15 protein-coding genes are annotated in these 18,504 nt (G+C 72.1%); 8 read left to right on the top strand and 7 right to left on the bottom strand.

Features of this window, described 5'->3' with window-relative positions; translation table 11 throughout:
• Window positions 1–43: 43 nt before the first annotated feature.
• From ACQPXB_RS33940 to ACQPXB_RS33910, 7 genes are all read left to right on the top strand, one after another.
• The gene (locus ACQPXB_RS33940) at window positions 44–889 is read left to right on the top strand and encodes an SDR family NAD(P)-dependent oxidoreductase (RefSeq protein ID WP_432845760.1); all 846 of its coding nucleotides are present in this window, start codon (window positions 44–46) and stop codon (window positions 887–889) included.
• Window positions 890–937: 48 nt separating this feature from the next.
• Window positions 938–1,618 carry an isocitrate lyase/PEP mutase family protein gene (locus ACQPXB_RS33935; protein ID WP_432845759.1) on the top strand — a complete coding sequence of 227 codons (681 nt, stop codon included), beginning with the start codon at window positions 938–940 and terminating at the stop codon, window positions 1,616–1,618.
• A 33-nt stretch (window positions 1,619–1,651) separates the two neighbouring features.
• Window positions 1,652–1,795: a hypothetical protein gene (locus tag ACQPXB_RS33930; RefSeq protein WP_432845758.1), complete on the top strand. Its 144-nt coding sequence runs from the start codon at window positions 1,652–1,654 to the stop codon at window positions 1,793–1,795.
• Window positions 1,796–2,094: 299 nt separating this feature from the next.
• Window positions 2,095–3,141 carry an amidohydrolase family protein gene (locus ACQPXB_RS33925; RefSeq protein ID WP_432845757.1) on the top strand — a complete coding sequence of 349 codons (1,047 nt, stop codon included), beginning with the start codon at window positions 2,095–2,097 and terminating at the stop codon, window positions 3,139–3,141.
• Window positions 3,142–3,182: 41 nt separating this feature from the next.
• The gene (locus ACQPXB_RS33920) at window positions 3,183–4,037 is read left to right on the top strand and encodes an amidohydrolase family protein (RefSeq protein ID WP_432845756.1); all 855 of its coding nucleotides are present in this window, start codon (window positions 3,183–3,185) and stop codon (window positions 4,035–4,037) included.
• Window positions 4,038–4,318: 281 nt separating this feature from the next.
• Window positions 4,319–7,081: an AAA family ATPase gene (locus ACQPXB_RS33915; RefSeq protein ID WP_432845755.1), complete on the top strand. Its 2,763-nt coding sequence runs from the start codon at window positions 4,319–4,321 to the stop codon at window positions 7,079–7,081.
• Between the two features lie 362 nt (window positions 7,082–7,443).
• Entirely contained in the window at window positions 7,444–8,268 is an 825-nt protein-coding gene (locus ACQPXB_RS33910) for an alpha/beta fold hydrolase (protein ID WP_432845754.1), read from the top strand.
• 98 nt (window positions 8,269–8,366) lie between these two features.
• Here the strand turns inward: ACQPXB_RS33910 and ACQPXB_RS33905 are convergent, their stop codons facing one another.
• Window positions 8,367–9,434, bottom strand: coding sequence for a cupin domain-containing protein (locus tag ACQPXB_RS33905; protein ID WP_432845753.1), 1,068 nt, complete (start codon window positions 9,432–9,434; stop codon window positions 8,367–8,369).
• Between the two features lie 227 nt (window positions 9,435–9,661).
• Here ACQPXB_RS33905 and ACQPXB_RS33900 point away from each other — a divergent pair, with 227 nt between their 5' ends.
• A complete protein-coding gene (locus ACQPXB_RS33900) occupies window positions 9,662–10,471 on the top strand; it encodes a class I SAM-dependent methyltransferase (protein WP_432845752.1) in 810 nt (269 codons plus the stop codon).
• 12 nt (window positions 10,472–10,483) lie between these two features.
• Here the strand turns inward: ACQPXB_RS33900 and ACQPXB_RS33895 are convergent, their stop codons facing one another.
• From ACQPXB_RS33895 to ACQPXB_RS33870, 6 genes are read right to left on the bottom strand one after another with little or no spacing between them, the layout of a single operon-like run.
• Window positions 10,484–11,185, bottom strand: coding sequence for a maleylpyruvate isomerase family mycothiol-dependent enzyme (locus tag ACQPXB_RS33895; protein ID WP_432845751.1), 702 nt, complete (start codon window positions 11,183–11,185; stop codon window positions 10,484–10,486).
• Window positions 11,182–12,870, bottom strand: coding sequence for a (2,3-dihydroxybenzoyl)adenylate synthase (locus tag ACQPXB_RS33890; protein ID WP_432845750.1), 1,689 nt, complete (start codon window positions 12,868–12,870; stop codon window positions 11,182–11,184). The genes ACQPXB_RS33895 and ACQPXB_RS33890 overlap by 4 nt, the downstream gene beginning before the upstream one ends.
• Window positions 12,851–14,911: an acetate--CoA ligase family protein gene (locus ACQPXB_RS33885; RefSeq protein WP_432845749.1), complete on the bottom strand. Its 2,061-nt coding sequence runs from the start codon at window positions 14,909–14,911 to the stop codon at window positions 12,851–12,853. The genes ACQPXB_RS33890 and ACQPXB_RS33885 overlap by 20 nt, the downstream gene beginning before the upstream one ends.
• Window positions 14,908–16,473 carry an FAD-dependent monooxygenase gene (locus ACQPXB_RS33880; RefSeq protein ID WP_432845748.1) on the bottom strand — a complete coding sequence of 522 codons (1,566 nt, stop codon included), beginning with the start codon at window positions 16,471–16,473 and terminating at the stop codon, window positions 14,908–14,910. The genes ACQPXB_RS33885 and ACQPXB_RS33880 overlap by 4 nt, the downstream gene beginning before the upstream one ends.
• On the bottom strand, window positions 16,473–17,285 hold the full coding sequence (locus ACQPXB_RS33875; RefSeq protein ID WP_432845747.1) for a fumarylacetoacetate hydrolase family protein: 813 nt from the start codon (window positions 17,283–17,285) through the stop codon (window positions 16,473–16,475). The genes ACQPXB_RS33880 and ACQPXB_RS33875 overlap by 1 nt, the downstream gene beginning before the upstream one ends.
• Window positions 17,282–18,364: a cupin domain-containing protein gene (locus ACQPXB_RS33870; protein ID WP_432845746.1), complete on the bottom strand. Its 1,083-nt coding sequence runs from the start codon at window positions 18,362–18,364 to the stop codon at window positions 17,282–17,284. The genes ACQPXB_RS33875 and ACQPXB_RS33870 overlap by 4 nt, the downstream gene beginning before the upstream one ends.
• Between the last annotated feature and the right edge of the window lie 140 nt (window positions 18,365–18,504).

Here is an 18,504-nt window from a genome sequence, read left to right as displayed (position 1 = left end):
CGGCATTCTGGTGTTCACGGCAAGAGATGACCGGAGGAAGAACATGACGGACCGACCGCGCGTTGCACTCGTCACCGGGGCGACCCAGGGCTTGGGCCTGGCTCTGGTGAAGGGCCTTGCCCAGCGCCTCGGCCCCGACGACGTGGTCTACGCGACCGGACGTGACCGCGGGCGGCTCGACAAGGTCGCCGCCGAGCTCGGCGGTCTCGGCGGTCTCGGCGCGCAGGTGAGGACCGAACTGTTCGACGTGGCGGACCCGCACCGCGCCGAGGAGCTGGCGGCTGCCCTGACCGAGCGGCACGGCGGGGTCGACATCGTCTTCAACAACGCGGTCATGGCCGTCACGCCCGACGACGACGCGCGCGCGATCGTCGGCGACTACACGCAGGTCAACAACTTCGGCACCACGCGCGTGCTGCGGGCGTTCACGCCGCGGTTGCCCGACGGCGGGCGGATGATCGTCGTCGCGAGCTCACTCGGCACCCTGCGGTACCTCGCTCCCGTCCTGCACCGGCAGTTCGACGACCTCGCGACGCTCGACGACGTGGACGCGGCGGTGGCCGCGTGGCGTGACGCGGTGCGGGACGGCAGCGCGTTCGGGGGAGCGTGGCCGGCGTTCGTCAACATCCCCTCCAAGATCGGCCAGGTCGCCGCGGTCCGCACCCTCGCCGCACAGCGCCGGGACGGCGACCTGGCGCGCGGGGTGCTCGTCTGCGCCGTGTGCCCGGGGATGATCAACACCCGGATCTCGTCGGTGTGGTGGGACGTCAGCGGCGCGCCGACCCCGGACGAGGCGGCCGTGGCTCTGCTGGAGCTGGCGCAGGGCCCGGTGAATCCCGACCACTACGGCGCTCTGGTGCGCAAGCACGAGGTGCTTCCGTGGCGGTAGGCGGGCTCCCCGCCCCTGCCGCCCGCACGAACTCACGAAGGATCCACCATGGCGAACACCCTCCGGCACGCGATCGCGGCGGCGAAACCGCTTGCGGTGCCGAGTGTCCACGACGGAATTTCCGCGCTGCTCGTCCGCGAACTCGGCTTCCAAGCCGCGTACGTGGGCAGCTACGCGACCGGAGCCACCAAGTACGGAGTGCCCGACATCGGCTACCTCGGCCTGGAGGACATGGCCGACCAGGTGCGCCGGCTGGCTCCGCTCGTGGAAGTGCCGATCATCGTCGACGGCGAGGGCGGCTGGGGCAATCCGCTGCACGTGGCCCATGCCGTGCGAGTGCTGGAACGCGCCGGCGCAGCCGCGACCCACATCGAGGACCACGTTTTCGGCAAGCATCTCAAAGCGGACCCCGATCTGGAGACCGTGCGGCAGACGGTCGACAAGATCAAGGCCGCGGTCGACGCCCGGTCCGATGCGGACTTCATGGTCATCGGGCGCACCGACGCCTCGAAGCGAGGAGCCGCGTCCGCGGACGGCCCGGCTCAGGCGGTCGAGCGCATGCTGGCCTACCAGGAGGCCGGTGCGGACGGCGTGTTCATCGCCGGACGGCTGGACGAGCAGCACTGGTCGGTGCTGAAGGCCAAGGCCGAGGTGCCGGTGTTCACCGTCGACTTCCCCGGGTACAGCGCCGCGGAAGTGGGCGCGTGGGGCGCGGACGTCGTTCTGTAACGGGCACTCGGCCCGTTCGCCGCGGCCCGCGCCATGCGAACCGCGTTCGAGACGCTGGCCCGCGAAGGCTCCACGACGAGCATCGAACCGAAGCTGGGCACCCTGCCCGAGTTCGACCGGTTCCTCGGCATCGAACGGGCCCGCGAGGACGCGCGCGCGTACGGCCTGCTCGACTGATCGTGCCCTCGTCCTTTCCCCGCTCGGCAACCAGAGGGGCTTCGCCATGCCCGACCCCGTTCATTTTCACGGCGCTCGCGTCATCACCGGTGACGGCCGGACCGTTCTCGAGAACGCCGGCATCGTCGTCGACGACGGCTTGATCACGGCGATCGGCCCGTCACTTCGCGTCCCACCCGACGTGACCCGCGTCGACCTCGCCGGCAAAACGGTCATGCCCACGATCGTCAACCCCCACGGGCACATCGGCTACCTGCGAGACGCCACGGTGTCCAAAAGACAACTACTCGCGCGAGAACGTGCTGGATCACCTGCGCCGCCTCGCCTACTACGGAATCAGCGTCTTCCAGTCGCTCGGCACCGACCGTGATGACGTGGAGATCACCCTCCGGGACCAGCAGCGGTCGGGAGAGCTCGACGACCCCGAGCTGCCCCTGCTGTTCACCGCCGCCACCGGTCTCGTGGCACCGACCCCGGGCGAAATCAACGGCGGCCCTTACTTCGCCACGGACGTGGTGCACGAGGTATCCACTGTGGACGAAGCGCGGGCGACGGTCCGGGAGCTCGCGCGCAAACGTCCGGATGCGATCAAGTTCTGGGTCGACGACCGCTGGGGGACGCGCGAGAAGCTCGCTCCGGAGGTGTATTCGGCGATCATCGGCGAAGCCCACCGCCTCGGGTTTCTCGCCATCGCGCACATCTTCGAGCTGGCGGACGCGAAGGGGGTTCTCGAAGCGGGGGTGAACGGCATCGCCCACATGGTCCGCGACCCGGGGCCCGACGCCGAGCTCATCCGCTTGCTGCAGAAGGACGCTGTCTTCGCCTTCACCTCCATGGGGATCCAGCGCACCGCGTACGACGACAGTGCCTGGCTGGACGAACCGGCGCTGACCGAGACCGTGTCGGCCCGGGCGCGGGCCGAGGTCCGTGCGCGGATCGCCGCGCTCCCGCCCGAGTCCGTCGCCGCGAGCCGGCGCTCCTACGCGATTCTCGAGGCGAGCCTGCGGGCCTACGTCGAAGGCGGCGTCCGCGTTCTGCTGTCCGCGGACACGGGAGCACGCACCCAGTTCTTCGGCATTGCCGAGCACCGCGAGATCGAGTCGATGGTGCTGGCCGGGATGGCGCCCCTCCAGGCGACCCGGTCGGCGACCCAGCTGCCGGCCGAGGTCCTGGGCCTGCCCGACCGCGGCACCCTCGACGTCGGCAAGCGCGCGGACCTGCTCGTCCTCGACGCGAATCCGCTGGAGGACATCGCCGCCACCCGCAAGATCTCGGCGGTCCACTTCGCCGGACACCCCGTCGACCGGGAGCGCCTTCGCCGGCAGTGGGCGGCCGAGGCGGGCTGATCACCAGCACCCGCCGAAGAATCCCGAAAGGACTTTCCCCCATGGACATTGTGGACTCCCAGATCCACCTCCACCTCACGATGAACGCCGAAGAGACCCTCGCCGCCATGAACTCCCTGGGCATTCAGGCCGCTGTGATCGACGAGTTCTGGGGCTTCGACGAAACGACCGGGCGCGGTAACCCGGGCATCCTCCTGCCCGAGGCACGGGCCTTCCGCGCCACGGCTCCCGGCGCCGAGCTGGCCGCCCTTCGCCATCCGGAGCGCTTCTCCTACCTCCTGCGCATCCACCACCGCGACCCCGAGCTGGCCGCCGGCGTGAAGGCCGTGGCCGACGCCCCGCACGCGCGGGCGGTGCGGATCGTCGCCCGCGCCGACGAGGACGTCAAGGAACTGGGACAAGGCGCGTTCCGCCCGGTCTTCGACGCGGCGGCCGACCACGGCCTGCCGGTCTTCGCCATGACCCCGCGCAACGCGCCGATGCTGCGCCCGTACGCCACGGAACACCCGGACGCCACGATCATCCTCGATCACGTCGGCATGCCCGCGAACGAGGACGAGTTCCAGGACGTGCTGCGGCTTTCCGACCTCCCGAACGTCGCCGTCAAGTGGGGGCACGGGCCGGAGCTGTTCCACGCCGGCGAATACCCCTTCGGGCCGGCGACGGACAAACTGCTGCAGGTCCTGAACGCCTTCGGCCGCGAACGGGTCATGTGGGCGAGCGACTACACCGCGATCACCGGCGACCACCGCTGGGCCGACGAGCTCTTCGCGCTGCGCGAAAGCGACCTCCTCGGCACCGAGGACAAGGAATGGGTCCTCGGCCGCACCGTGCGCACGGTCCTCGGCTGGCCGCGGCCCGCCGAGCCGTACACCCCGCCGAAGATCCGCCACTGAGGACACCCCTCCGGAGGTGGAACTATTTTGACGGAAAATGGAACGATCCGGGGTATTCGGCCACCCTGATCGGCGTGAGGATGACGCGGTGCGAGACGCCCGCGTGAGGATGCAGAGCGTCGCGTGGATGCCTGGCGCGCAGCGAGAACGGCCGCCGCGCCGATCGCTGAAAATTTCTCTTGTCTTGGTGTGGTGGGAAAGGGAGTGGATTGCTCACAGGGGGCGCGGGTCCGGAGAACTTCGATTCCCGAACGTCCACCTCGGCGCCGGGCCGCTGGCCGGTGACCCTCGTCGGTCGCGATGGTGAGCTCGATCTGCTGCGCCGGTTCGTCGACGGTCCGGCGGTGCCTGGTGCGGCCCTGCTCGTGCTGGGGGAAGCCGGCGTCGGCAAGAGCGCCGTGATCGACGAGTTCGCGGCGAGGGAAGAGGCGCGTGGCACGCGCGTCCTGCGCGCTGCCGGAGTGCAGTTCGAGGCGGAGGTGAGCTACTCCGCGCTCAACCAGCTCCTGCTCCCGCTGGGCGACGACATGGGCGCGCTCAACGGCGCGCACCGCGCGGCCCTGCGGTACGCGCTGGGGTTCGAGCTCGGCCCGGCACCGGATCGGCTGGTGGTGTCGAACGCGGCCTTGCTCTGGCTGAGAGCCGCGGCGGCCGAGGCGACGCTCCTGATCGTCGTCGACGACGTGCATTGGGTGGACCGCGCGAGCGCGGAGGTCCTGAGCTTCGTCGCCCGCCGGCTGGTCGGCTGCCCGATCGTCTTCCTCGCGGCCTGCCGGTCGGCCGAACGCGGGTTCTTCCGGGGAAACGGCCTCGCCGAGCTCACGTTGCCACCGCTGCGGGCGGCGGCGTCTCGCACGCTGCTCGACCGTCACTTCCCGGAGCTGGCTCCCGCGGTCCGGCATCGGTTGCTGACCGAGGCGGCGGGAAATCCGCTGGCGTTGCTGGAGCTGCCGGCGGCCCTCGACCGGGAGCAGCGTGAGGACTTCACCGCGCTGCCCGAGTTCCTGCCGCTGTCCGACCGGCTGCGGGAGCTGTTCTCGTCGCGCGTGCACGAGCTGCCGCAGCGGTGCCGGCTCATGATGCTGCTGTTCACGCTCGGCGGGGCGATCGAAGTCGCGCGCCTGAGGCGGGCCGGCGGTACGGACTGCGACTTCGACGATCTCGCACCGGCGGAAGAGTCCGGGCTCATGCAGGTGAGCACGGCCGGCCTCCGGTTCCGGCACCCGCTGATCGGCGCGGCGGTGGTCGAAGCGTCGTCAGAACACGATCGGCGCTGGGCCCACGGCGCGCTCGCGAGCGTCGTCGACGTGCCCGAACGCCGCGTGCGGCACCTGGCCGGGTCCGCTCTGGGGCCGGACCCGGGTATCGCCCGCGACCTGGAGGAGTCGGCGAAGACGCTGCTGGGCCAAGGGGACGCGATGAGCGCGGTCGCGGCGCTCACCCGGGCCGCGGATCTCAGCGGCGACCCTGCGGACCGGAGCCGCCGGCTGGCCGAAGCCGCCTACCTCGGTGCGGACGCGCTCGGCGAACTGACCACCGCCGGCCGGTTGCTCGACGACGCCCGGCGGCACGGTTCCCCGGTGACCCGCTCCCTGACCGGGGCGGCTGCGGCGGCGCACCTGCTGATCAACACCGAAGGCGACCTCACGACCGCGCACCGGCTCCTGGCCGGGGCGATCGAGGCGGGTGACCACGGGTTCGACGCCGACGACCCGGCGCTGCTCGAGGCGCTGCTGAACCTCATGGTGATCAGCTGGTACGTCGGAACGGAAGAGGCATGGCAGACGTTCCACGCCTTCGTCCGCCAGGTGAAGCCCGAGCCGCCGCCGCTGCTGCGCGTGAACGCATCGGTCTTCGCCGACCCCGCCCGCGCGTCGGACGCGGACCTCGCCGCGCTCGACACGCTGCTCGGCGCCCCGGACACCGACCAGGACCCGGGCCGGCTCATCCGGATCGGCACGGCCGCGGTGTTCACGGACCGGCTGTCGCACCTGCGGTCGTCGTCCGAACGATCCACGCGATCCCGCGGGACCGGCCGCGCACCGGTCCGGCGCCGGTTGAGCGAGCTCGTGCTCTCGGGGGTCGACGGGTACCTCACGGGCCGCTGGGACGAGGCGTGTTCAGCGGCGGACGAGGGCATCGCGCTCTGCGCTCGGCATGGGCTCAGGGTGCACACCTGGACCTTCCACTGGGTGCGCGCGCTCGTGGCCGCGGGGCGGGGTGAGGTGGCGGCGGCCCGGCAGCTGACCGACGACATGGCGCGGTGGGCCGTGGCGCACCAGGCCGGCGGGATCACGCACCTCGCGGCGCAGGCGCGGGCCTTGGCCGACCTCGCGGCGGGCGACCACGACGCCGCCTACCGGCACGCGGCGCGCGTCAGCCCTGCGGGCGAGCTGGCGCCGTATCGGGGCATCGCCTTGTGGTCGGCGTTCGACCTCGTGGAGGCGAGCCTGGACCTGGGGCTGACCGCCGAGGCGTCCGCGCACGCCGAGGCGCTGCGCCGGGCCCGGCCGGACCGGCTGTCGCCCCGGCTGGGCCTGGTGGCCGACGGAGTACTGGCCATGACCGCGGCGAACGACGTCGTGCGCCAGCGGTTCGAGACCGCGTTGTCCGGCGAGGAGCTCGACCGGTGGCCGTTCGATCTGGCCCGCGTGCGCCTCGCCTACGGGGAACGGCTGAGACGGATGTTCGTCACGAACGCGGCTCGCGAGCAGCTGGCGTTGGCGCGCAACGCGTTCTCCCAGCTGGGCGCGGTCCCGTGGCGTGCGCGGGCGGACGTCGAGCTCCGGGCCACGGACCTGCTGCGGCATTCCTCGCCGGACGTCTCGGCGACGCTGACCCCGCAGGACCGCGAGATCGCCGAGCTGGCGGGTGCGGGGTTGACCAACCGGCAGATCGGCCAGAGGTTGTTCATCTCGCACCGAACGGTGGCCGATCACCTGTACAAGATCTTCCCCAAGCTGGGCATCAATTCTCGGGCCGCGTTGCGGGACGCCCTGACCGCATACGATGCGCGGCAGGGGCGGGACAAGCCAGTCCTGTGACAGTTGTCGCGCGAATCCGGCCGGCCGGCCGTCGGCGGCCGGTTCGTCGTCGTCGGGGCGGCGCACAGGTCGACGGGTTCATCGGGGAGTTCATCGCGCCGCACCGGTGAAGGCGGGTCGGCGTGAGCGAGGGGCTGAGCTTCTACCAGGCGTGGGTGCTGCTGGCCGAAAAGGTACTGCCGGCCGTGCTCGGCCGGTCCCGGCGCCGTTGACCGCCGCGGTGTCCATTAAGGCCGGATATCGATGGTTCGAGACCGTCGACGGACCAGTCATTTGACGGTCCCTCGCCCGCCGGGGCGCCGCAAGAGTTGTCGAGAGTCGACGGGCCTGCCCGTCTCGCGTCGAAGGATAGGGAGCACACCATGCCGACGATCACCACCGCCGACGGTGTCGAGATCTTCTACAAGGACTGGGGGACCGGGCAGCCCATCGTGTTCAGCCACGGCTGGCCGCTGTCGTCGGACGACTGGGACACCCAGATGCTGTTCTTCCTGCAGCACGGCTATCGCGTCATCGCCCACGACCGGCGCGGTCACGGCCGCTCGTCGCAGGTCGGCGACGGGCACGACCTGGACCACTACGCGGACGACCTGGCGGCGTTGACCGCCCACCTCGACCTGCGCAACGCGATCCACGTCGGACACTCGACCGGCGGTGGCGAGGTCGTGCGCTACCTCGGCCGGCACGGTGAGTCCCGGGTCGAGAAGGCCGCGATTCTCAACGCCATTCCGCCGCTGATGCTGAAGACGGAAGCCAACCCGGGTGGTCTGCCGAAGAGCGTGTTCGACGATTTGCAGGCGCAGCTGTTCGCGAATCGCTCGGAATTCTACCGCGCGGTCGCTTCGGGCCCGTTCTACGGCTACAACCGGCCCGGTGCCGAACCGTCCGAAGCGATCATCCAGAACTGGTGGCGCCAGGGCATGAACGGTGCCGCGAACGCCCATTACGACGGCATCGTCGCGTTCTCCCAGACCGACCAGACCGAGGACCTGAAGAAGATCACCGTGCCCATCTTCATCGGGCACGGAGACGACGACCAGGTCGTCCCGTACGAGGACGCGGCCCTGCTGTCGGTGAAGCTGGTCAAGAACGGGACGCTGAAGATCTACCCGGGTTACCCGCACGGCATGCCGACCGTCCACGCCGACGTCATCAACGCCGACCTGCTGGAGTTCTTCCAGGCCTGACCGAGGTTCCGGCTCCATCGGTGATTTTCCCGGCTCCCGTGGCCGAGGTGAGGGTGTTCCACCTCGGCCACGGGAGTGGTTCACGACCGTGCGGGCCGTCACTCGTGGTGAACCGCGTTCTTCCGGTACTGGGCGGGCGACAGGCCCACGGTGGCGCGAAACGCTTGCGAGAACGCGGATTCCGAACTGTATCCGACGTCGCCGGCGATGCGGGACATCGAGCGGTCGGAGTTCGTCAGCAGGTCGGCGGCGACCATCATGCGGATCGTGGTGAGCAGGGTGGCGGCGGTGGTGCCGGTGCGAGCGGTGAACCGGCGCAGGAAGGTCGAGCGTGACATGGACGCCGTCTCCGCCATCCGTTCGATCGTCCAGGAGTCCCCCGGCCGCTCGACGATTCCCGAGACCACCTTCCCCAGCGCCTCGTCGCCGAGGGCGGTCCACAACGCGGGCGTGTCCAGGCGCTGTTCGGGTCGGCTGCGCAAACCCATGGCCAGCATCGCATCGCACAGCGCCGACACCACGGCGGCGCTCCCCGGGCCGGCGAAACGGGCTTCGTCGCGCAGAAGATCGGCAAGTGTCGTCGCTGCGGTATCCGGCGTGACGTGCACCAGCGCCGGAAGCAGACGGAACAGCAACTCGCCCGCCGCGGTGTCGAAATGGTAATGCCCGCAGAACAGGTCCAGATCCGGCTTCACGCCGACCGTCCGCCGGGTCGTGAACATCGGCCCCGACTCGTCGCTGAACCGGAACTTGCGTCCCGACGGTGCCGTGACCTGGTGGGCCTCGCCGCGCGAGACCAGGAGCAGGTCGCCGGTCGACAGGGTGACGGTGGCCGAATCCGTGGTCACCGCGCAGCGTCCGTCCAGCACGAGGTAGAACGGCACTTCCCCCGGCTCGGCGGCCTCGTGGTCCACCATGAACTGCCCCGCCATCAGACAGCGGAGGTCGACGCTGCCGTGCAGGTGCGCGAGCCGGATGAGCTGGCTCAGGGCGTCCGTCATCCGGCTGTGGTGGAACGTGAGCCCGTCATCCATTGTCCGCTCCGGTGCTTCGGGTGGCCGCGGAGCCAACCTACAACGCGATCCACGCCCCGCGACGGTGCCGCGCGCCGAGACCGTGCAGCGGTGACGATCGCAAGATTGCCGGTATGGATGGAAGCCGCCCACGAAGCGTCCCCTTTGGACGAACGCCGCTGGAGCTACGAGCACGCCTTCGGCCTGTTGCGACGCGACCACCTCGACAGCTTCAAGCGGCTCGGCGTGATCATCGCGGCCAACCTGCTGCTGTCCTAGTCCTCGCTCCTCGCTCCCCGCCGACGGGCGCGGGCGCACTCGAGCGCATCCGCGGCAGCGAGCACTAACCTGGGCCGAAGCCGACGAAAGGGCCAGGCCCGGTGAGCAACGAAGCGCACTTCGCAACAGACCTCTACCACGGCACCGCCGAGTACTACGACCGCTACCGGCTGCCGTATCCGGCTTCCCTGCTCGCCCATCTGGTGGCCGGCACCCATCTCTCCGGGCACGGACGCCTGCTGGATCTGGCCTGCGGGACCGGCCAGCTCGCCTTCCCGCTCAGCCCGCACTTCGCGGAAGTATGGGCCGTGGACCAGGAACGGGACATGATCGAGACCGTTCGCGTCAAGGCGGCTGACCGGGGCGTGCGGGATCTTCGGCCTATCGTCGCCGGCGCCGAGACGCTCACCGCACAGCCGGACTCCTTCGAGCTGGCCGTCGTCGGCAACGCCTTCCACCGGCTGGAGCGCGAAATCGTCGCCCGCCGGATACTCCACTGGCTCGTTCCCGGCGGGTACCTCGCGTTGTGCTGGTCTTCCGCGCCCTGGGCGGGCGGGGAAGACTGGCAGCGATCACTCGCGGCCACCCTGGCCCGATGGCAGCGGGAGCTCGGTGCCGAGCACAGGGTTCCCGAAGGCGCGGACGGAGCGCACCGACCCGATCCGGAAGTGCTGTCCGCAGCCGGGTTCGAGGTCTGCGGCCGCGCGGAATTCACGGCCGAGCACCACTGGAGCCTGGCCGAACTCTCCGGCCACATCCGCTCCACCTCGTTCCTCCCGCCCGCGGTCATCGGCGTCCGGGCCGCCGCGTTCGATGCCGACCTCGCGGCCAGCCTCAGCCCACACAACGACGGCGGTGTGTTCACCGAGACCGTGAGCTTCGCCTGCGACCTCGCCCGCAAGCCCGGCTGAGTCCGGCATCGTTCACAGCCAGCCGGGCAGTGCGGGCCACTCGGGATGGGAGACACGCCCGGTGAGCCAGCCGACGAGGTCGGCCGCCGGTGCGTCGACTCGGCGCGCCCGGGGTGGTGCGCCGAGGGACCACGTCGTGGGCCGATCGGTGGGGGCGAGCGTGACGGAAGGGCAACCGTCCTTTCGGGACAGCGCGGCGGTGACGTCGTCGAGCAGGAGGTCGACGACGCCGGCGGGCAGGTCGGTGACGGCCGCTCCGGTCCCGAGGTCGACGGGGTGCAGCCAGACTTCCCGGATGCGGATCCACGGGATCTCGGCGGCAGGGATGTCACGGCCGAGGGCGCTGCGCACCCGCGCTTGCCACCCTTCGGGGGTGAGCGCCCCGAGTGCCGAAGCAAGAGTGTCCGAAGTGGACTCCAGCTCCGCGCGCAGGGTGGCGGGTGCCCGGCGAGCCGATTCCTCGATTTCGGCGGCTCGCCGGGCGGGGTCGGGGTACATCGGGGTTTCGACGCCGGTGCGGGCCCAGGTCGCCAGGCGGGTGAGGGCTTCGGCGTTGCGGGCGACGTGGCCGAGGACGTGGGCGCGGGTCCAGCCGGGGAGCCGGCTGGCGCCGCGGAGGGCGTCGTCGTCGAGGCCGGCGGCGGTGCGCAGCAGGTGGGCGGTGCCTTCGTGCAGCCAGGGCAGTGTCGCCGCCAGGTCGTGCCGGCCGGTCACGCCGGGGTTCCCTGGCCGAGGCGCTGGGCGAGGTCCGCGCGCAGCGCTTTCTTGTCAATCTTGCCGACCTTGGTGGCGGTGAGCTCGTCGACGAGGACGAGGTGCTCGGGCAGCTTGAACCGGGCGACGCCGATGTCCTCCATCGCCGCGCGGATCTGCTCGAGGGTCACGCTCGTGCCGGGTTTGGCCACGACGTAGAGGCACACGCGTTCGCCGAGTACCTCGTCGGGCATGGCGACGGCGGCGACCTGGCGCACGGCGGGCAGCTGGTAGACGAGGTTCTCGACTTCTTCGGCGGAGATCTTCTCCCCGCCGCGGTTGATCATGTCCTTGTCCCGGCCCTCGACGATCAGGGAACCGTCGGCCGTCATGCGGCAGATGTCGCCGGAGCGGTACCAGCCGTCGGCGGTGAACGCGCGGGCGTTCTGCTCGGCGGCCCGGTAGTAGCCGCGCGGGGTGTAGGGGCCGCGGGTGAGCAGCGAGCCGGGTTCGCCGGGTGCCACGTCGGCGTCGAGCTCGTCGACCAGGCGGACCTCGTCGGCGGGGGACAGGGGCCGGCCCTGGGTGGTGCAGATGACCTCGGCGCTGTCGTCGACGCGGGTGTAGTTGAGCAGGCCCTCGGCCATGCCGAACACCTGCTGCAGGGTCGCGCCGAGGGCGGGCGTGATCCGGCGGGCCAGGTTGTCGGCCAGCCGCGCCCCGCCGACCTGCAGCACGCGCAGGCTCGCCAGTTCGCCGGCGCCGTGTTCCGTGGCGTGTTCGAGCCAGCGGGCGGCCACGGCGGGCACGACCGCGGTGTGCGTGACGCCTTCGGCGGCGATGGTGGCGAAGGCCCGCACCGGTTCGGGCGAGGGCAGCATGACCACGCGCCCGCCGGCGAGGAGCGCGCCGAGGATCCCGGGACAGGCCAACGGGAAGTTGTGCCCCGCGGGCAGGCTGACGAGGTAGCCGGTGTCCGGGCCGAACCCGGTGAGCTCGGCCGAGGCGCGCGCGTTGTAGGCGTAGTCGTCGTGCGTCCGGGCGATCAGCTTCGGCAGCCCCGTGGTTCCGCCGGAGAGCAGGAACACGGCGACGTCCCGGCTGTCCGGGCACAGCGGGTCGAGCCGCGCCCGGTCGGCGGCGGGATCGACGGCAGGGCCGCAAAGCGCGCGCAGGTCGACGCTCCCGGGCGTGATCTCGTCGCCCGCGACCAGGACGTGCCAGGCTTCGCCGGTCACGTCCTGCACGGCCGGGGCGAGTTCGTGCGCGAGCGCCTGGTGGTCGAACTCGCGCAGCCGGTCGGGCACGGCGATGGCGGTGGCTTCGGCGTGGCGGGCGAGGTAGGCGAGCTCGGTGCGCCGGTGCGCGGTCAGCGCCATCACCGGCACGATCCCGGCGCGCAGGCAGGCGAGCGTGAGCACCACGAACTCCCAGCCGTTGCCCAGCTGCACGATCATCCGGTGGCCCGGAGCCAGGCCGAGGTCGAGCAGCCGGACGGCCGCCGCGGCGGCGCGCTCGTCGAGCTGCGCGTGGGTGAGGCGGGTGCCGTCGGCCGCGTCGATCAGCGCGGGAGCATCCGGGGCTCGCCCGGCGGCCTCGCGCAGGAGCTCGCCGAGCGGGACCCCGGCCCAGTACCCGGCCGCGACGTACCGGTCGGCGTCGGCGGCGGGCCAGGGCACGGTGTGGTCACTGATCGGGCTGGGCATCGCCGGCCTCCTTGCCGATGAGCACGGCGTCCAGCGCGACGAGGCCGTCGCGGGTCAGCCGCAAGGGGTTGATCTCGAGTTCGTCGATCCCGGGGTTGGCGACGAGGACCGCGCCCACGGCCGCGACCACCTGTCCCAGATCGGCCGGGTCGACGGCGGGACCACCGCGCCAGCTGTGCAGCAGAGCGCGCCCGGCCAGCTCGTCGGCCATGCCGGCGGCCTCGTCGGGGGACAGCGGCGCGAGCCGCACGGCGACGTCGGCCAGGGCCTCGGCGGTCGTCCCGCCGAGCCCGAGCACGGCGACCGGGCCGAACACCGGATCGCGCCGCACGCCGAGCACGAGGTCCACACCGGACGGTGCCATCGCTTCGACGAGGTAGCGACGGGCGCCGGCGGCGTCGAGCGCGTCGAGCGCGGCCTCCAGCTCCTCGGGCGTTTTCACGCCGAGGTGGACCCCGCCGATCTCGGTCTTGTGCAGGACCGCGGCGTCGAGGATCTTCACCGCGACCGCGCCGCCGAGCTCGTCGAGCGCCGCGCGCGCTTCCGCCCGGCTCGCGCAGGCGCGCCGCGGCATCGTGGTGATGCCCAGCGCGTCGAGCAGGTTCTTGGCCTGGTGCTCGTCGTGGGCGCCGGCGACGCCGGTGGGCACCTCGCGGTCGAGGACGCCGGTGGCCGGACGCGCCTGGGCGCGGGCGTCGGCGAGCAGCGCGCCGGTGGCGGCCGCGACACCGCGGGCGTCGGTCGCCACCGCGACCCCGGCGTCGAGCAGGGCCCGCCGGTCCGCGGTCACCGCGTCGCCGGCGCCCCCGACCCCGAGGACCATCGGTACATCAGGAGTACGGCCCCCCTTGGCTGCGGCGACGAGGTCGACCGCGTCGGGTTCGTGCAGCGCGTAGCCCGCGATCACGTCGACGCCGGGGTCGCCGCTCACGGTCGCGAGGATGTCGCCCAGCTCCGGGCCGGGGCGGCCGGTGTCGACGGGATTGCGCTGGAACGTCAACGGGGGCAGCAGTTCGCTCAGCCGCTGCTGGGTCGCGGGCGCCAGTTCGGGGATGCGGGCGCCGCGTCCGCGCAGGTCGTCGAGCAGCAGCAGGCCCGGGCCGGCCTGGGCGGTGACCACGCCGACGCCGGGGTCCGCGGCGGGGCGGGCCCGAACGACCGACAGCGCGCCGACGGCGTCGACGAGCTCCCGTTCGTCGTCGACGAGCACGGCACCGGCCTGCGCGAGCGCGGCGCGGGTGGTCCGCCAGGACGTGGCGAGCGCGCCGGTGTGCGAGGCGGCGAAGGCGCCGATGTCGTTGCGCCCCACCACCAGCGCCACCACCGGACGCCGCGGCGTCACCCGCCGGACGGCGTCGACCAGCCGGGGCCCGTCGGCGACCGACTCGACGTGCAGGGCGATCGCGCCGGTGTGCTCGTCGTCGGCGAGGTGCTCCAGCACGTCGGGGGCGCTCACGTCCACGCCGTTGCCGAGGCCGACGGCGAGGCTGACGCCGTGGCCGGCCTCGGTCAGCAGGAACGACACGGCGTGGTTGACCCCGCCGCTGGCGGCGACCACGGCCACCCGGCCGGGCCGCACGCCCGCGACGCCCGGCACGAAGCTCGCCGTCACGCCCGCGTGCGGCGCGAGGAAACCACTGGTGTTGGGACCCAGCACCCGGATGCCGGTTTCGGTCACGATCTTCGCGATCCGCTGCTGGTACTCGATTCCCGGCCCGCCGGCCTCGGCGAACCCGCCACCGCACACGACCGCCGCGCGGACACCCGCTTCCGCGGCGTCGGCGACCACGTCGGCGCAGGCCGCCGCGGGAACGCAGATCATCACGAGGTCGACCGGGCCGGCGTCGGCCGCGGCGCGGACCGTCGGGTGCATCGTCTCGTCGCGGCTGTTGACCAGCGCGAGGTGCCCGCCGCGGGCCGCGAACGGAGCCAGCGACCGCGCCAGCGTCGCGCCGAGCTTGCCGGGCGACCGCGACGCCCCCACGACGGCGATGCCGCGCGGCGCGAACAGCGGGCTCAGCCCGGCTCCGGGGCCGCTCACGCGACACCACCGACCAGGTCGGCGCGGCCGGACAGCACTGTGGTGAGCGCCTGATCGCGGTCGAGCCCGGGATCGACCAGCAGCGCCGGGATCCCTTCGACCATGCGGGCCCGCTCGCACACCAGCAGCCGCGTCAGCGCCGTCCCGCCGTGGACCGCGACCAGCGCCGCACCCGCCAGGCGGGTCAGGGAGTCGTACGCCGCGGGCAGGCCGGCTTCGCGGTCGGGCGCGGCGAGGACCGCGCCCCACGGGCCGGACCGCGGCGTGGCCGACAGCGGCAGGCCGGCGGCGCGAACCGGTGTGCCGTCCGCCGCGAGCTCGACCTCGACGAGCCGGCCCGGCACCGACCAGTCGCCGGCCGAGAACGGTGTGTCGAGGGGTTCGGCGCCGTGCTCGCGTTCCCAGCCGCGGTGCGTGGCGGCGACGAAGTCCGGGGCGCGCCGGGCGAGGCGCGCGTCGGTGATGCTGCGGGAGAGGAAGTGGTACGCGAACTGCCACGGCTCGAACACGTCGTAGTACTGGCCGAAGTGCTCCCACCAGGACAGGCTCGGGCGCGCGGAGTCCTGGATCCGGCGCACCGACGGCTGCGCGGCTTCCTCGTAGCCGGCGAGCGCGGCGGCCAGGTCGTCCGGGTGCTCGGCCAGCGCGCCCGCCAGCGCCATCGCGTCCTCCATCGCCATCTTCGTGCCGGAACCCACGGAGAAGTGCGCCGTGTGCACGGCGTCGCCCAGCAGGACCACGGGGCGCGGGGCGAGCGTGTGCCACCCGCGGGTGCGGCGGGTGCGGAAGCTGCCCCAGCGGGAGTTGTTGGTGAGCAGCCGGTGCCCGTCGATCTGGTCGGCGAACAGCTTTTCGAGGTAGTTCTTCGACACCAGGTCGCTCACGCCCGGCGGCTGTGCCGGGTCGAACTCGTCGAGGCCGGCGCGCCGCCAGGACGGTTCGTCGGTTTCGACGATGAACGTCGAGACCTCGTCGGAGATCGGGTAGCCATGCACCGCGAAAACGCCGTCTTCGCTGCGTTCGTGCACGAAGGTCAGCCCGTCGAACAGGTAGTCGGTGCCGAACCAGATGAACTTCGCCGTCGCGGTCTCCACGTCGGTGTCCAGGTCGCCGTAGCCCTGGCGGTCGAGCTGCTCGCGGATGCGCGAACCGGTGCCGTCGGCCGCGACGACCAGGTCGTAGCCGGTGAGATCCTCCAGCGCGACCTCGGTGGAGAAGCGCAGGTCCGCACCCGCGTCCCGGGCTCGGGCCTGCATCAGCGCCAGCAGCGTCTTGCGGACGATCGAGGCCATTCCGTTGCCGCCGCAGCGGATCCGTTCGCCCTTGAGCCGCACTTCGATCTCGTCCCAGTGCCGGCCGTGTTCGGCCAGCGCCTCACGCAGCACCGGGTCGGCCTCGTGGATCCCGGCCAGCGTCCGGTCGGAGAACACCACGCCGAACCCGAACGTGTCGTCGGCCCGGTTGCGCTCGAACACGGTGACCTCGACCGACGGGTCGGCCCGCCGGACCAGCGTGGCGAAGAACAGCCCACCGGGGCCGCCTCCCGCGACGGCGACGCGCATCAGGACTCCTTGACCGTGGTGTTGCGCAGCTCGCCGACGCCCTCGACGCGCGTCACCAGCTCGGCACCTTCGCCGAGGTAGCGCGGTGGTTTGCGGGCGTGGCCGACACCGCCGGGCGTGCCGGTGGCGATGAGGTCGCCGGGCACGAGGGTGATGAGCTGCGAGAGGTAGGCGACGAGGTCGGCGGGGCTGAACACCAGATCGCCGGTGTCGGCTTTCTGCATGACGTCTCCGTCGACGACGCAGGTGATCTCACCGGGCTGGGCGTCGGTCACCAGCCACGGCCCGACGGGCGTGCTGCGTTCGAAGGTCTTGCCCTGCAACCATTCCACCGACCGGTACTGGAAGTCGCGGGCGGTCACGTCGTTGACGACGGTGTAGCCGGAGATCGCGGCCGCCGCCTGCTCGGGCGTGGCGTGGCGGACCTCGGCGCCGATGACGACGCCGAGCTCGGCTTCCCAGTCGACCTCGGTGGAGCCCGCAGGCAGGACCACCGGGTCGTGGGCGCCCACGAGCGCGCGGGAGAACTTCGCGAACAGCGTCGGGTACTCGGGCAGCTCGCGGCCCATCTCGAGGATGTGGGTGCGGTAGTTCAGCCCGACGCAGAAGATCTTCTCCGGCCGCGGCACGAGCGGTGCGTAGTCGAGCGTCGCCAGGTCGTGCCGCGGCCCGTTCGCCTGCTCGGCGGCCGTTTTCCACCCGGGCCGGGCGAGGAACTCGCCAAGGTCGGGGGCGCCGAGCTCGACGGCGGCGTCGTCGTCGACCCGGACGGCCGTGGTGCCGGTCGGGGTGCGGATGGTCGCGAGCTTCACGCGGAAGCCTCCTCACGGGCGGTGCGGGAGAGGCCGAGGGCCTCGAACACGGGGTCGTCGGAGAACCGGAACGCGTCGAGTCCCGATTCGGTGCGGAAGGACAGCGGCACCCACGACGGGACGGCGAACAGGTCACCCTTGCCGACGGGGTAGGTCTCGGCGCCGACGCGGACCTCACCCGACCCGTCGAACACCTGCCACACGGCCGATCCCGCCGTGCGGACCGCCGCGGTCGAAGCGCCCGGGCGCAGGCGGTGCATTTCGCAGCGCATGGTCGACAGGCAGTCGCCGGCGGTGGCGGGGTTGGTGAAGCGGACCACCGCGTGACCGGGCTCGACGACACCGGGGTGGCCCTCGTCCTCGAGTTCCAGCTGGGCGCGCAGGGCCGCGTCGGTGTGCTCCCAGCGGTAGGCCATCAGGGGAGACGCCTTGGGGGCCGGTGCGCCGACGGGCGTGAGGCCGGGGTGGGCCCAGAGGCGCTCGTTGCGGGAGACGGCCGTGGTTTCCTTGGTGGACAGCACATCGGGGCCGAACTCGAAGAAGCCGGCGTCGAGGTAGCGGACCAGCGGGATGTCGAGCCCGTCGATCCACGCCATGGGCTCGCCGGTGGTGTTGTGGTGCTCGTGGAAGTGCATGCCCGGGGTGAGCAGCAGATCGCCGCGGCGCATCGCGACCGCGTCACCCTCCACATTGGTCCATACGCCCTCGCCCTCGACCACGAACCGGAACGCGGTCTGGGTGTGCCGGTGGGCGGGCGCCTCTTCGCGCGGGCCGAGGTACTGGATCGCGGCCCACAACGTCGGTGTCGCGTACGGCGTGCCGGGCAGGCCCGGGTTGCGCAGCGCGATCGCCCGGCGCTCACCGCCGCGGCCGACTGGGACCAGTTCGCCCGCGCGCTGGGCCAGGGGCAGCAGCGTCGACCACTGCCACAGCGCCGGCACGGCGTCCGGGCGCGGGCTGGTCGGCATCAAGCCGCCGATCTGTGTCCACAGTGGAGTCATGTGCGCCGCGTCGAAGGCCGCGTACAGCTCGTCGAGCTGGGCCTTCTCCTCCGCGGTGAGCTCGGGCGTCGAGGTCATGCCGGCGTCTCCTCCTTCGTGACGGGGTCGTCGCGGTGGCGTCGCCGTGGTCGCTGAGCTACCGGCCGATGCCGCGACGAGTGCTCCACGTCGATCACGCACGCCTCCGCGGCGGCGCGCTGTGCCTCAAACGTACAACA

Origin of the sequence: Amycolatopsis sp. CA-161197 (assembly GCF_050942255.1) — a bacterium.
Taxonomy (GTDB): Bacteria; Actinomycetota; Actinomycetes; order Mycobacteriales; family Pseudonocardiaceae; genus Amycolatopsis.
The sequence above is the reverse complement of the archived record's forward strand: the minus strand, read 5'-3'. Positions and strand labels throughout refer to the sequence as shown.

Coding starts and splice junctions, on each gene's coding strand:
- ACQPXB_RS33910 (WP_432845754.1), top strand. CDS start 7,444: ATGCCGACGATCACCACCGCCGACGGTGTCGAGATCTTCTACAAGGAC.
- ACQPXB_RS33920 (WP_432845756.1), top strand. CDS start 3,183: ATGGACATTGTGGACTCCCAGATCCACCTCCACCTCACGATGAACGCC.
- ACQPXB_RS33890 (WP_432845750.1), bottom strand. CDS start 12,870: ATGCCCAGCCCGATCAGTGACCACACCGTGCCCTGGCCCGCCGCCGAC.
- ACQPXB_RS33870 (WP_432845746.1), bottom strand. CDS start 18,364: ATGACCTCGACGCCCGAGCTCACCGCGGAGGAGAAGGCCCAGCTCGAC.
- ACQPXB_RS33940 (WP_432845760.1), top strand. CDS start 44: ATGACGGACCGACCGCGCGTTGCACTCGTCACCGGGGCGACCCAGGGC.
- ACQPXB_RS33930 (WP_432845758.1), top strand. CDS start 1,652: ATGCGAACCGCGTTCGAGACGCTGGCCCGCGAAGGCTCCACGACGAGC.
- ACQPXB_RS33880 (WP_432845748.1), bottom strand. CDS start 16,473: ATGCGCGTCGCCGTCGCGGGAGGCGGCCCCGGTGGGCTGTTCTTCGCC.
- ACQPXB_RS33935 (WP_432845759.1), top strand. CDS start 938: ATGGCGAACACCCTCCGGCACGCGATCGCGGCGGCGAAACCGCTTGCG.